The organism is Psychrobacillus soli (genome assembly GCF_006861775.1).
Taxonomy (GTDB): domain Bacteria; phylum Bacillota; class Bacilli; order Bacillales_A; family Planococcaceae; genus Psychrobacillus; species Psychrobacillus soli.
On record NZ_VDGG01000022.1, the window covers coordinates 1 to 13,491 of the forward strand.

The 13,491-nt window shown below is 38.1% G+C and carries 13 protein-coding genes; 6 read left to right on the forward strand and 7 right to left on the reverse strand.

The features are described from left to right. Window positions 1–169: 169 nt before the first annotated feature. Window positions 170–457 (forward strand): hypothetical protein, encoded by a 288-nt coding sequence (locus FG383_RS11725; protein ID WP_142607580.1) that lies wholly within the window; start codon window positions 170–172, stop codon window positions 455–457. On the opposite strand, the gene FG383_RS11730 is transcribed toward FG383_RS11725, so the two are convergent. Then, on the reverse strand, window positions 454–1,194 hold the full coding sequence (locus tag FG383_RS11730; protein WP_142607581.1) for a hypothetical protein: 741 nt from the start codon (window positions 1,192–1,194) through the stop codon (window positions 454–456). The two genes, FG383_RS11725 and FG383_RS11730, sit on opposite strands and share 4 nt — an antisense overlap. A 153-nt stretch (window positions 1,195–1,347) precedes the next feature. Between FG383_RS11730 and FG383_RS11735 the strand changes: the two genes are divergently transcribed. After that, on the forward strand, window positions 1,348–2,535 hold the full coding sequence (locus tag FG383_RS11735; RefSeq protein WP_142607582.1) for an FtsW/RodA/SpoVE family cell cycle protein: 1,188 nt from the start codon (window positions 1,348–1,350) through the stop codon (window positions 2,533–2,535). Between the two features lie 70 nt (window positions 2,536–2,605). Here the strand turns inward: FG383_RS11735 and FG383_RS20925 are convergent, their stop codons facing one another. Further along, window positions 2,606–2,743: an Lmo0850 family protein gene (locus FG383_RS20925; RefSeq protein ID WP_170206517.1), complete on the reverse strand. Its 138-nt coding sequence runs from the start codon at window positions 2,741–2,743 to the stop codon at window positions 2,606–2,608. 180 nt (window positions 2,744–2,923) lie between these two features. On the opposite strand from FG383_RS20925, the gene FG383_RS11740 reads away from it, so the two are divergent. Together FG383_RS11740 and FG383_RS11745 are read left to right on the forward strand one after the other, a co-directional pair. Continuing rightward, window positions 2,924–3,337: a CBS domain-containing protein gene (locus FG383_RS11740; RefSeq protein WP_142607583.1), complete on the forward strand. Its 414-nt coding sequence runs from the start codon at window positions 2,924–2,926 to the stop codon at window positions 3,335–3,337. 213 nt (window positions 3,338–3,550) lie between these two features. Next, window positions 3,551–4,714, forward strand: coding sequence for an MFS transporter (locus FG383_RS11745; protein WP_142607584.1), 1,164 nt, complete (start codon window positions 3,551–3,553; stop codon window positions 4,712–4,714). Window positions 4,715–4,756: 42 nt separating this feature from the next. Here FG383_RS11745 and FG383_RS11750 read toward each other — a convergent pair whose 3' ends face one another. Then, on the reverse strand, window positions 4,757–6,022 hold the full coding sequence (locus tag FG383_RS11750; protein ID WP_142607585.1) for an MFS transporter: 1,266 nt from the start codon (window positions 6,020–6,022) through the stop codon (window positions 4,757–4,759). Window positions 6,023–6,134: 112 nt separating this feature from the next. Here FG383_RS11750 and FG383_RS11755 point away from each other — a divergent pair, with 112 nt between their 5' ends. Then, window positions 6,135–7,370 carry a helix-turn-helix domain-containing protein gene (locus FG383_RS11755; RefSeq protein WP_142607586.1) on the forward strand — a complete coding sequence of 412 codons (1,236 nt, stop codon included), beginning with the start codon at window positions 6,135–6,137 and terminating at the stop codon, window positions 7,368–7,370. Between the two features lie 18 nt (window positions 7,371–7,388). Here FG383_RS11755 and FG383_RS11760 read toward each other — a convergent pair whose 3' ends face one another. The 4 genes from FG383_RS11760 to FG383_RS11775 are packed head-to-tail and all read right to left on the reverse strand — an operon-like array spanning window position 7,389 to window position 12,287. Then, window positions 7,389–8,951 (reverse strand): aminotransferase class V-fold PLP-dependent enzyme, encoded by a 1,563-nt coding sequence (locus tag FG383_RS11760; protein WP_142607587.1) that lies wholly within the window; start codon window positions 8,949–8,951, stop codon window positions 7,389–7,391. A 14-nt stretch (window positions 8,952–8,965) separates the two neighbouring features. Next, window positions 8,966–10,075 carry an ABC transporter permease gene (locus FG383_RS11765; RefSeq protein ID WP_185907924.1) on the reverse strand — a complete coding sequence of 370 codons (1,110 nt, stop codon included), beginning with the start codon at window positions 10,073–10,075 and terminating at the stop codon, window positions 8,966–8,968. Then, window positions 10,072–11,346, reverse strand: a complete 1,275-nt coding sequence (locus FG383_RS11770) for an ABC transporter permease (RefSeq protein ID WP_142607589.1) — start codon at window positions 11,344–11,346, stop codon at window positions 10,072–10,074. The genes FG383_RS11765 and FG383_RS11770 overlap by 4 nt, the downstream gene beginning before the upstream one ends. 11 nt (window positions 11,347–11,357) lie before the next feature. Next, window positions 11,358–12,287, reverse strand: coding sequence for an ABC transporter ATP-binding protein (locus FG383_RS11775; protein WP_142607590.1), 930 nt, complete (start codon window positions 12,285–12,287; stop codon window positions 11,358–11,360). A gap of 955 nt (window positions 12,288–13,242) precedes the next feature. Between FG383_RS11775 and FG383_RS11780 the strand changes: the two genes are divergently transcribed. Beyond that, window positions 13,243–13,476: a hypothetical protein gene (locus tag FG383_RS11780; protein WP_142607591.1), complete on the forward strand. Its 234-nt coding sequence runs from the start codon at window positions 13,243–13,245 to the stop codon at window positions 13,474–13,476. Window positions 13,477–13,491 lie beyond the last annotated feature (15 nt).

Here is a 13,491-nt window from a genome sequence, read left to right on the forward strand (position 1 = left end):
GAAACGAACTTTATCCTAAGTAAATACTCTACTTATTTGGAGAAAGCATTTTCTAATTAGCTTTAATAAATATTGCGTAGTGAATCTAATCAATTTAAAGCTCTGATAACAGTAGACGCAAAATTAGCAAGAAATTCCCATGGATTTTCGCTGTTGGGAGGCGACTCCAGTGGAGGCCAACAAGATGTTGGTCACGAAGGCGTTGCCACACGATGTGGCGTTTTTAGCCTTTGTTCCTCTGTGTGAGCAAAATGAGACTTCACAACGGACGCGCGCAGGCGCGGCGGTGAAGGCTCATCGCTCACCCCACGGAAAGCGTCCGCCCAGCAGCGAAAATCCTAGCGGTCACTTCCTTACCGCGCAGCATCCTAAACAGTCGAGTACTACCTACTCTATAATTCCCTATAAAAAAATAAACGCCTTTGCAACTGAACATTGCAAAAGCGTTTTAAGTTAAAGTTCAATTAAAAAATCAGCTGGCTTTTCTAAATGAAGTTTTAAATCGCCTAACACTTCATCTGGAAAAATATTCTCAGGCAAACTTCTCATTTCAATTCCATAACTAGTTTTGCCCATTTTATATAAAGACATGAGCACGCCATCTTCATAGTAGTCGGCATATGCTTCTACTTTTTTCGAAGTCAACTCTGGCAAAACGATGTTGTTCTTCTTCCGCCAAAAAGCGGTAGATTTAGCTTTTTCACTAATTTGTTGATTAAACACACTAGCGACCAGAAGATTAAAGTCTTCTGTATCACGGAAATAAATTTTGGTTATTTGCTCTCCCTCATCCGTTAAATAAACGAACCTATTTTGAAGGTGATGATAAAATGGCAAGCGCAACGTCTCTTTTTTATGAGCAATATACAACAACTCTGCTTGCTCTTGAGGTGACAGCATATTTAACTTACGCTCGTCCGTAAAATCCAATAAACATAAAGCAGTTGGTCGTTCAGTAAAATCCTTTAAAAAGCGATTATATTGACCATGCACGACAAACTCTAACTGTGTATGAATATTAAAAGACGCTTCTTCATATTGATGTTTTAGTAATAAAAGAGCGGACAAATCCGAGAATTGCCGTATAAACTGATGAACAGAAATACCGCTAAACAACACAAAATGCTCTATTTCATTTACATGCACATATAAATGCGTTATATAATCCTCTATTTCTTTCTCTTTTTTTGCCACTGAATTCACTCCTTTATTCTACAATTTATAATAGCATTATTCTTCCAATGAAACATCCTTATTTCAATCATCGTCTCTTATACCTATAAGCAAAAAGCATTTTTTTACGCTATAATGAATAAGTGAAATCAGAAAGAAATTTAGGTGACTTTTATGGAAAACAAAAAAGGCTTTGCCGATCGCTTCGATTGGACGCTTGCTTTTATTATATTACTATTTTTGATCGTTAGCTTACTTGCAATTTCTTCAGCAGTAACTACTGGTCAATACGCAGGATATAACTTTGTAGCAAAACAAGTTTTTTGGTACGGCGTCGGTGCCGTCATTATCGGGCTGGTCATGTTTTTTGAACCGGAGCAGTACAAAAAAATGTCTTGGATCATTTATGGGATAGGAGTTTTTCTCCTTGTTGTTCTTTTTATCCTTCCAGGAAGCTTATCATTAGTCGAGCCACGAAATGGTGCGAAAAGTTGGTTCCACTTACCTATCGGAGATATTCAACCCGCTGAGTTTATGAAAACCTTTTACATTTTGGCTCTCGCTCGATTAATTACAAAGCATCATGAAATACATTTGATAAAGAGCGTAAAGACAGATTTTGTATTACTCATTAAAATTGCAATCACCATGCTTTTACCACTTACCTTTATTCTGCTGCAACCCGACCTTGGAACTGCCCTTGTGTTTTTTGCGATTACAGCTGCTTTAATCATAGTGGCAGGGATTACTTGGAAAATTATTTTACCACTTTTTGTAGGTGGAGCTAGTATCGGTGCCTTGCTTTTATGGATGGCTCTTTATATGCAGGACTTTTTAGAAGCGAAATTTGGCTTACAGGCCTATCAGTTTGCTCGCATATATTCTTGGTTGGATCCATATTCCTATGCTTCCGATGAAGGGATGCACTTAATCACTTCTTTGAACGCAATTGGTTCAGGTGAAATTTTCGGAAAAGGTTATGGTGGACGAGTGGTGTATGTCCCCGAAAATCATACAGACTTTATATTTGCGGTTATCGGGGAAGAGTATGGATTTATCGGAACAAGTATTGTCGTCAGTATTTTCTTCTTACTCATTTTTCATTTGACGAAAATTACGCTTCAGTTAAAGGATGCTTATAGTACGTATGTATGTGCAGGAATAATTGCCATGATTACATTCCATGTATTCGAAAACATCGGCATGACGATACAATTACTACCGATTACTGGGATTCCATTGCCATTCATAAGCTACGGTGGTAGTTCGCTTATGGGTAATATGCTCGCACTCGGCTTAGTCTTTAGTATGAAATTCCACCACAAAACGTATATGTTTGCAAAAAATGAAGATGATGACTAAGAAAAGCAGATGCGCCTAAAAAGAGTGGCTCGAAAGTTCATGTTGATCAGAACTTTTCGAACCACTCTTTTTAACTTTGCGTGTGTGGAGTTTGTGCTGGTGGTGCTAACGCTTTAAGTATGTCAAGTCTCGATTTTGTCATTGTAACAGTAACACCCAGCTTTGAAAGATTACTTACAATTTTCTTTAAATCAACTTCCTTTGCCATTCTATCCACCTCGTCCTCTCCATTTATTATTACGATTAATTATTAAAAAAGTTTCTTCTTTTGATTTTGTTTTTATCATACCACTTTTTTATTCATTTTAAACTTACTTTTACATTACATATTTTAAACTTTTGTAAACCAAGCTAGTAATGAAAATTGCGAACAAAAAGGAGTGATTTCATGAACGTGAAAGACGTGATGAGCCGAGAAGTAGTGACATGTAATCCACAAGATTACGTAAATGAAGTTGCAGATCAAATGCGAACACTTGATATCGGTTGTTTGCCAGTTGTTAACGACAAAAAATTAGTGGGCATGATTACCGATCGAGATATTGTGACACGATCCGTTGCAAAAAACGTGCGCAGTAAAGTGGAAGATGTCATGACGAAATCTGTTATCTCCGTCTCCCCTTCCGATACGACCACAGAAGCTTCCATCGTAATGGCTCGCAATCAAGTGCGCAGACTCCCTGTAATGGAGAATGGATTACTTGTTGGGTTTGTATCATTAGCTGATTTAGCATTTCCTTTTCCACATGTGCAAGAAATTTCTAATGCTATGGAAAGCATCTCCGAACCACGAGATTATTAAACATAAGAGCTGTCCCCAAATTTTCGTGGGATGGCTTTTTTGAGTTTGTCACGTTCTCTACCTATTTTTGTCTTACTCAGCCAAAATACAGATTTATTTACTACGACGATTTTTAATGAATACATAATAAAGCGACTTCATTTCTGATGTGCCAAACTGTATGGAAACGTGTAATATAGAGAGTAGAAGATTTGCGAGAAGGCAGGTTTATGCATGAAAAAGACTCTTTTTATATTAATGTCCATACAGTTTTTAGTTTATTTAGGTTTCGGGATTATCATTCCCGTGTTACCCGAAGTAATTTTACAGCAAAATTATCATGAAGTTCATGTTGGTGGTTTACTAACTGTTTACTCACTGGCTTCGTTTTTCACTGCACCACTATGGGGAATGCTATCTGATCGTGTCGGTCGAAAAACACTTATTTTAGTTGGACTAGTTGGATTTAGCTTAAGTTTTTGGCTGTTTTCTTTATTTTTCGATTCGCTGTTTATGCTTTATTTATCTCGTGTAGTGGGTGGATTGTTTTCTGGGGCACTTTACGCAGCAGTGACTGGATTTGCGGCTGATTTATCAAATGAAGAAAATCGCAATAAGTATATGGGCTTTCTTGGGATGTCGATTGGTTTAGGGTTTATTTTCGGACCTGCAATTGGCGGCGTGCTTGGACATGTTAACTTGGCATTGCCGTTTACTGCTTCAGCACTATTATTACTTTTGATTTTTGTATATGCACTTATTATTTTGAAAGAGCCAGCGCGTACCGGGGAAGCAAATAAACGTGCACTTCTCCCAAAAGGTGCTGCTAGTCTTTGGAGCTACCGTATTAAGTATTTGTTCTTATTTTCATTTATGGTCACTTTTTTACTTGCTGGTCTAGAAGCAACTTTCCAATTGTTCCAAATCGAAAGAATTGAAATTACACCGCTCCAAATAGGGTACTTGTTTATGTTTAGTGGATTTGTCGATGCAGCTATCCAAGGTGGGGTTGTGCGCCGAATTAAAAATGGTACCGAAACAAAATGGCTTTTATATGCACAGATTATGACGGCAATCGGTTTGTTTATGACCGTATTTACGCACAGTATTTTCTGGGCAGGATTATCATTATGTGTGTTCACTGCAGGAAATGCATTAGCAAGAACAACGATTGTTTCGCTTACTTCAAAAGAGTCAGGGGGACGCTACGGAACGGCAGCTGGGATGGCGTATTCAATGGATAATCTCGGGCGAATCATTGGGCCGTTATTATTCGCTTGGCTGTTTACCGTTCAACCGGATAATATTTATGTAGTATCAGGTGTCTTAGCGGTTCTGTCTGTTGGATTGATTTTTTCATTCCGCAATTCCACGAAATCTTTGAAAAATGTATCGTAAGATGGCATGCCAAGGAGGCGAAGAGTCGCTCCTTGGCATTTTCTATTTCAATTCAGGATGCGCAGTCCGCATAACAGATGGTCTTGCCAGTATTAACACGACTACTATTAATAACAAACTCGATACGATGAGAATGCCTTCAGCTGGTAGCAAATCATATAAAAATCCATATATCACCGTACCCAGTGGCATCAACGCCATTGCCATCGTTTCGATAATAGAAAATACGCGACCTTTATAGTCATCCTCTATCATTTTTTGCATCATTACTTGCATTGGGGTATTTGTAATAATCACTGCGGATCCTAAACAAAACATTAATATAGCATAGTAGCTAAACGTAACAGAATAAGACATGCTAATGAGTAACGGTGTAGCTACTGCACCCATGAGTATACCCATTACGATAATGCTTCTTTTAGAGAGCAGTAAAGGATATTTCACTTCATTTCTAGCAGAGAAATAAATGGACATGAGCAACATTCCTACAGCAAAAGCACCTTCTGTCAGACCAAAATGTTCCGATGCCATTTTCAACTTTTCGATTAAAATAAAGGAATAGCCTACCATATAAGCTCCAAATAAAAAATTGATGAAAAGGGAAATCCACACAATCGCTTTCAAAATAGGTTCGTTATTCAGATAACGCAACCCTTCTTTCATACTTTGAAGCATTGGTTCTTTTTCTTCCCCTTCTACCATTTCTTTTCGCTTTGCATATAGCTTAAAATCCATCGTTGACTCCAAAATCACTGCAATAGCGGATGCCACCAAGTACATTATAAGAAATACTGGCATAGAAACTGCCCCATATAATAAACCACCTAGCGCAGGACTTCCGATTGCTGCAAACGAAATCGACATTTGGTTCAACGACATCGCTTTTTGAATTCTGCCTTCATCCACTAAACCTGTAATGGAGGAACTAAATGTGACACTAGAAAATGTGGACGTTATCGATAAAATAACCGTCGTAGTGTAAATCGCTACTAATGATAAATTATCTGCGTTCAAACTAACAATAAGTAGTCCGGTTATCGCTAAAGTCGTTGCAATTTGTGCGACAATGACAATCATTTTCCTCGAATATCTATCCGCAGCATATCCTGCAAATGGGGCAATTAATGTTCTTGGTAAAATACTGCAAATCAAATTCAACGCAAAATTGGAAGCGGATCCCGTCAACTGTAAAATATAAAAACTAATGGCGAAAGCATACACTTGTGCACCAAAACTAGAAATCATCTTACTAATCGTAAATGTCCACAAATGATAAGTAGCTCTTTTTAGCTTTAACACTTCTCCCATTTTTATTTCCCCTTTGAAATGTTTAATTTAATTAAACAAATAATAGCATAGCATCCCTTTCATTTCAATCAAAAGTTTAATATAATTAAACTAATTGAATGAGGTGAAGAAAATGCCAACATTAGGTGAGCGAATACGCAAACTAAGAAAACAACAAAAGATGACATTGGAAACTCTTGCGGGCACAGAGCTCACAAAAGGAATGCTTAGCTTAATCGAAAACAATAAAGCAAACCCATCTATGGAAAGCTTAAACTATATAGCAGAAAGACTAAATGTGGACGTGACAGACCTTTTAATAGTAGTTAGCACCATCGAATTAAGGGAGATACTTGAAAAAGCGGAAATCCTTTTTAGCACGACGTATGAGGACTTAACAGATGAGTATGAGCAATTGATTGAATTAGTAAAACCATATGTACCTAAGCTTACAAAAGGATATGAAGCTGCCCGTTTAATGGAAATGTACAGTCGCTGTTTATCTTTTACTAATAATGATGACTCCGAACATCTATTAAAACGAGTTGCCGTGATGTATGAACAATTAAACTTAACTACGAGGCGTGCAAGTATAGGGGCAGCCCTTGCAGTAATTCCATATCGGAAGCACCAATATCAAGAGTCTCTGGACATACTCCTTCAAGAAAGAGCAAAACTGGAAGCAAATCCATTATGGATAGATCCTCTATCTCGTCTAGATTATGATTACTTAGAAGCTACTTTATATTTTGCTGTCGGCAAATATGAAGATGCTATTCGTGTAATGGAACATGCAATTCGGTATTCCAATAAACATAAAATATTTAAACAAGTGGATAATTTATATAGACTAGCGGCCGCTCAGGCAATGATGGCGGAAGATGAGGTAAAAAAAGAGTATTATTTAAATAAGCTTCTTGCATATAGTGAATTTGCGGATGATGAAGATTCGAAAGTTTTCATCTATTACGCTAAAATTCATTTCTTAAATTCCTATAAAAAAATGTACGAGGAAGCGGATCGTTTATACAATACACTTGCGATTAAAAATATAAACAAAAAACTATTCACACCTTTTTTCCTACTTGAAAGAGGAAAAACATTATTTGGTTTGGGTCAATTCGAGCGGGCAATTGAAAAATTAGAGGAAGTTGTCATTCCCGAAATTCTTCATCATCCAATCGATTTATCGATTTTCTATGAGAAAGATGCCTATATGGCATTATGTTACTTAGAACTTGGACAGAAGGATAAAGCAACGAAAGCAGTACAAGTTGCTTTAGATAATATTAATAAAATGCCAGACACTCCCTATAAGAAGTTTATCGAAAAAGCCTATAAAAAAGTGTCGTCTCTCCATCATAACTGACTGGAAGACGACACTTTTTCACTCTGCATGATATGCCCAGTAATTATCCATCCAATCTGTAAACTTAGACCAAGCATCTTCAAAATCTGGTTGAATACAAGAAACTTGTATCAATCCTCGTTCTACCAAATAATCACTTTTGTAATGAAGATCGAATCCAGACATACGAGCATCTTCCGCTAAATAGGGAAACGTTTTTTCATGCCAAGTAAAAATCATTGGGTAAGGATCATCTGCTAATAAAGGGATTTGATGCTTTTCCACTTCTGCCTCGATAAACTTCATCCGTTCTCGTAAAAGTGTATACCTTGCTCCTTTTTCATATGCTTTTAGTGCATATTCTAAGCTTTGTACAAGCTGGGATGACATCGTAAATGGAATCATATGGCTAGCCGTCAATCCAATATCTAAGTATGCAGGTATGTTATCGCCCGTCACTATTTCCGAGTTTGAAAAGACAAATGCTAAACCACTCATTGTTCCAATAGCTTTTCCGCTCACTCCAGTTGCTAAATATACTCCATCCATTGAAAATGGAAGTGCACCAAATGAACTTACACAATCTGCACATAACAACACATTATACTTTTTGCATAGCTTGGCTATCTCTTCTAACTTATTTAGCATTCCCGTCGAGGTTTCTCCATGCGTCATGAGTAACCAACTATATTCACCAGTTGCAAGTTGTTTTTCAATCGCCGCCATATCAAATGACGTTCCCCACTCGTAAGCTTGTGACTTGTAGGAAAGTCCCCATCTTGCTGCTTGCTTTTCCAGACGTTCTCCAAAAGCTCCGTTTGTGAGGATTAACCCCTTCTCACCCAGGACGTGTAACTGTGCAATCATCGCTTCGTTCGCAAGCGTTCCACTTCCAGCTAAAAGGTGTACGTGGGTCGCTTCACTCATTGTCAAAAGTCTATTTTTTACCCGCTCAAGCATCACTTTAAATTCGTGTGAACGATGAGATATTGGTTTTTCTAGAAATGCTTGTTGAATTTGCTTTGATTGTTGAACAGGTCCAGGGTAAAACGAGTATCTTTTTTGCTTGAAACGAGCAGCAACGGAACGATCAAATCGTTCTCTCGTTAACACCATTGGGACAAAAAGTGCATCGCCTGTTCCTACTGTTTCTGCAAAAGGTTCAAAGCCTAGCTGATTATATAATTTTTGCTCTCGGATGGTGCCAGAGATAACCGCTGCCCCGTATCCGTTCTCATACGCATAATCAGATAATGCACGTGCTAAATAGTAAAATACTCGTCCATTCCGATGTGCCTTATCGACCGCCATTAACCGTACTTCACATAGTAGTCCCTGAAGGGCATCTTTCGGAAGTAGATTCTCCACCGGTCCAAGCTTTAAATCTAAGGAAAAAGGACGGATTGCACGAAAAGCAACCATCCCTGCGAGTTCCTGATCCTTCAGCACAATCACATAGACGTTTTCATGATGGAACGGATCAACCCGCATACCACTCGGATCCGGTTCATATTGCGGAATTTCTTCCACAAAAGTTTGATAGTTTAATTTAGCAATTGCTTCAAATTCTTTTTCCGTTCGCGCAATTTTACACCAGTACATCTAAACACCCCTATCTACTCACTAGAATGGTATCGCTCTGTTCTTTTTTCTAGTAAAGTAATACCAATTACGATTAATAATGTAGCTAAAAGTATCATCATACTTATATACGTAATGACGCCGCCTAAAGTTTCCCCATAAATGGTCACTCTTTTTAAAGCTTCCATTCCATAAAAAACAGGAGATATCCACTTCATCGCAAGTAAACCTTCTGACTGCACAATTTCCAGTGGCCAATACGCTCCACCGATCATGGCAAAAGCTACCGCTAGCAAGGAAATGATCACACTACTTTGACTCACTGTTTTCACAAGCGAGATGACAAATAAAGAAAATGCCAGCACAAGCAATACGTAAAAACTACAAATAATAACTACTTTCCAAAAACCTTCGTACATATTTGTGCCAATGAGAAATCGAAACACTAAAATGACTAACAGCATTTGAATGAGTCCGATTACATAACTAAACGATAAATGGCCGAAGTACAATTGGAATCTACTAATAGATGCCAGTTTTAACCGATTCCATACACCAGAACGCTTATCTTCTAATATAAACTGCACGTTGATCGAAATTGTATAAAAAACGAAATAGAGCATGAATCCAAACAAACTTTGTAGCGCCCCATCGTATCTAAAAACTTGCGATTCATCCATGGAAGATTTATTAACTTGAAAAGACTGAGCTTCCACTAAACCTTTTTCTACTTCATCCCACTTACTCTCTCCACCTAACGCGATAACTTGATCCTGAAAAGCAAGCTCATTGTAGATCGTTTCAATTTCAAGAGATAGCATTCTTACTATATCCGATTCCGTATCTGCTAAAACCGAAAACGTTTTTTCACGAAGCAATAATCCGGTTTTATCTCTCTTATCCTTCATTACTTTTTGTAATTCCGCTTCCGTTAAAACAGTTATCGTATAGCCATCCTCCTTTTCTAGGATTTCTAAAACCCGATTGCTCATGTCCGAATCATCCGTTGCAACTAATAAAGTCAAACTACTACCGACACCACCGCTTAATACATACGCAAAAATAACAGTCATCACAGTCATCGAAATAAGTACAAGCGGTTTTCTTTTTAAATTTTGAAGTCTTGCAAGCCATATTCCCTTCATGACGTCACCCCTCTTTTTGGAAATAAAATAATGGCAAGCAACACGCAAAGACCAAGCCAAGCATATAAAACAGGCAGATGTGACCATATTACCTCTAGCTCTCGACCTTTCTGGATCGACAAAATAGCAGTCATCGTCGCCCCATTAGGTGTGAAGTTTCCAATATTAGCAAGTAAACTAGAGACATCCCCTATATTGAAAAATGAGCCGCCTAAAAAAGAAAATACAGAAACGACAAACCCCGTAAATACGGTAGATGCTCCTTCCGATTTCGTTCGCAATTGGATCGTTGTTAAGAAAGCAGAAAGTCCCCCTACAAATAAGCTATAGCTTAAAACGATTACAAGCATTGCGTCTAGCCCAATCCAATCTATTCCTAATACAAATCGTCCAAATAGTAATAGAATAGCCTGCTGAATAACGGCCACTGCCGTTCCAGTTAGGAAAATCGAACAGGCATATAAAGTCGCTGGTATACCCGCTAAAATGAGTCGATCATACACTTTCCATTGTACTTCCTGCAATGCAAATCCAGATAAAAACGCAGGAGTATAGAGTGCAAACATTACAAGCATTCCAACTGTGTAATACATAGAAGCTGGGATTTTCCGCTCTCCTTCTTCCAATACTTGTTCTATTTTTTCAACAGCTTGATTGCTCTGTATTACGACGCTCGGGGCAATCCCTGCTTTTGATAAGGCAAGTGATTTTGTATAACCAGTTTGCCAACTGTCGATAATCGATTGAATAATCGACGCTCGTATTTCATTTTCTTGACTTAAAAGTAATTCTAATTCAGGTGTTTGGTTATCCTCAAAGTAAGCGGATTTTATATAATTTGAACGAAAGTTAGACGGAATAGTTAGTATTCCATCGATTTCCTTATCTTTTCGCATCTCTTTTAAAACTACAGTTTGTTTCTTCTCCAAAACGATATAGTTACTTACATCTTCAGATACTAATATAGAGTTTTCTAAAATATAAATAGGATCATTGCGTTTAAATTCGTTTATTACACCATCTAGCGCAGGCCCATTAAGCCCCTGTTTTGCTAGAAAGCTACGGATAGATGCTTCTTCTTGTTCCCAGCTTGATTCATCGACTAATACTAGTCTTGCCTGTATAGCCATTTCTTCTTCATTATTCATTACACTAGCAAGTGCTGTAGATAAAATCGTAATAAGTACGACTGGCATAACTAGTAAAATGATTAGCGGTTGCTTATTGCGCAAGAGCATTTTCATTTGTTTTCCGATTAAACTACTTAACATAACAATCCCCCCTAGTCTCTTAGTGCTCTTCCTGTTAAATGTAAAAATACATCTTCGAGTGAAGGGATTTTGATAACTGCAGAAGTAATTGTTATGTCATTGGAAGCTGCTAGTGCAAAAATTGTAGCAAGCGGTTCCTCGTTTTTAGGCAAGGAGATGGAGAGTGTCTGTTCCACTTTCCTAATAGTTGCAGTCGGAAATTTATTTTGGAGGACCTCTTCAAATTCTGAAGAGAGAAGATGTGCTTGGAGCTCAATCGTTTGATTGTCTGAAACGAGCGATTTTAGCGCTTCTTTTGTTCCGTATGCGATAATTTCTCCTTGATCCATAATATAAATTTTGTCACAAAGCAGTTCGACTTCTTCCATATAATGACTTGTGTATAATAACGTCATTCCTTCTTCTACTAATTGTTTAACTGTATCCAAAATGTACGCTCTCGATTGAGGGTCGATTCCTACTGTTGGTTCATCCATGATTAATATCGAAGGTTTATGTAAAAGAGCTGCTCCGATATTAAGTCTTCGCTTCATTCCACCAGAAAACGTTTTGACTATATCGTTTTGGCGGTCGGTCAAACCGATTTTCTGCAATACTTCTTCCGTACGTTTAGCGAGTAATTTTCCTTTCAGCCCATAAATACGTCCGAAAAAATGTAGGTTTTCTTTTGCGGATAGCTCTGGATACAAGGCTATTTCTTGCGGCACTACTCCGAGTACTTTTCGAAGTGCTTCCGGATTTTTATTAATCGATTGTTCGTCCCAGATTACTTCCCCACTAGTCGGCATGATCAGTGAAGAAAGCATGGAAATGGTTGTGGATTTCCCAGCACCATTTGGACCAAGTAAACCAACAGATTCTCCCGTCGCAAGTCTCATATTAATATGCCGTACTACTTCCTTGCTTTTGTATTTCTTATGTAAATTAATTGCTTGTAGCATCCAGCCAGCTCCTTATTTGCATAGTAGTATAAATTATATCAAACTATTTCCATAATTCCCGCACATCCACCCGTTAAGTTTATGTAAAAAGGACACATAATATTTTAGAGAATAACGATAAAAAACTAACATTGTAAATGGATAGTTTACGCAGTTCAGGGAAAATGCTTGGTAGTAAGTCGACTAGTGACCGCTATGATTTCCGCTGCAGTCGAACGCTTTCCGCCGGGTGAGCGATGAGCCACCCCCGCCGCTTAGGCGTCGTAGGGATGTCTCATTTGCCCACTCATGCGGCTGGAGTCGTCGCCTGCAGCGAAAATCAACGGAAATTGCTTACTTATCAGCTTCGGCTCGTAATAAACAAAATTTTTTACAGTTTTTTCGAATGTGTAAATCCAGTAAATGGTTTAGAGCAACTAATTGGTCATTGAAAGCAACCAATTCTTAAAATAACAAGTTTACTTGGAGTGAGACGACGATGAATACGAGGTGTCATACCAATAAATGGTTGTATGAAACGAACTTTATCCTAAGTAAATGCTCTACTTATTTGGAGAAAGCATTTTCTAATTAGCTTTAGTAAATATTGCGTAGTGAATCTGATCATTTTAAAGCTCTGATAACAGTAGATGGAAAATTAGCAAGAAATTCCGTTGATTTTCGCTGCAGGGAGGCGACTCCAGTGGGATCAAGTGAGCAAAATGAGACTTCACAACGTACGCGCGCAGGCGCGGCGGTGAAGGCTCATCGCTCACCCCACGGAAAGCGTCCGCCCTGCTGCGAAAATCACAGTGGATACTTCATTCAGCTCACTACGTCGCACTACCCATATAATGTGATATAAAATGCAAGTCTACTTTGTCTTTGTCAAGAATAAAGGTATACAAAAATAAAATATATTTGACAATTTTGTGAACAAGGTGAATAATATATATATAAAGAGAGGATGAGTGAAATGGAATCAAACGTGAAAATGTTTCATGCTACTAAATACGTAGGAGCGACAGTGCTCACTATTGGAATTGCCATTTTCTTATACGGGGCTTTTGTAAGCGAATACAGTACGATGATGGGAATAGGTATTGGAACAGTGATGGGGGCTGTATTTACCTTTTTGATAGGCATGTTTTTAGTAGCTTCTGAAGAAATGATTAATAACTCTAGAAAATGCAAAAAAGAGAGCGCCTAAAAGACGCTCTCTTTA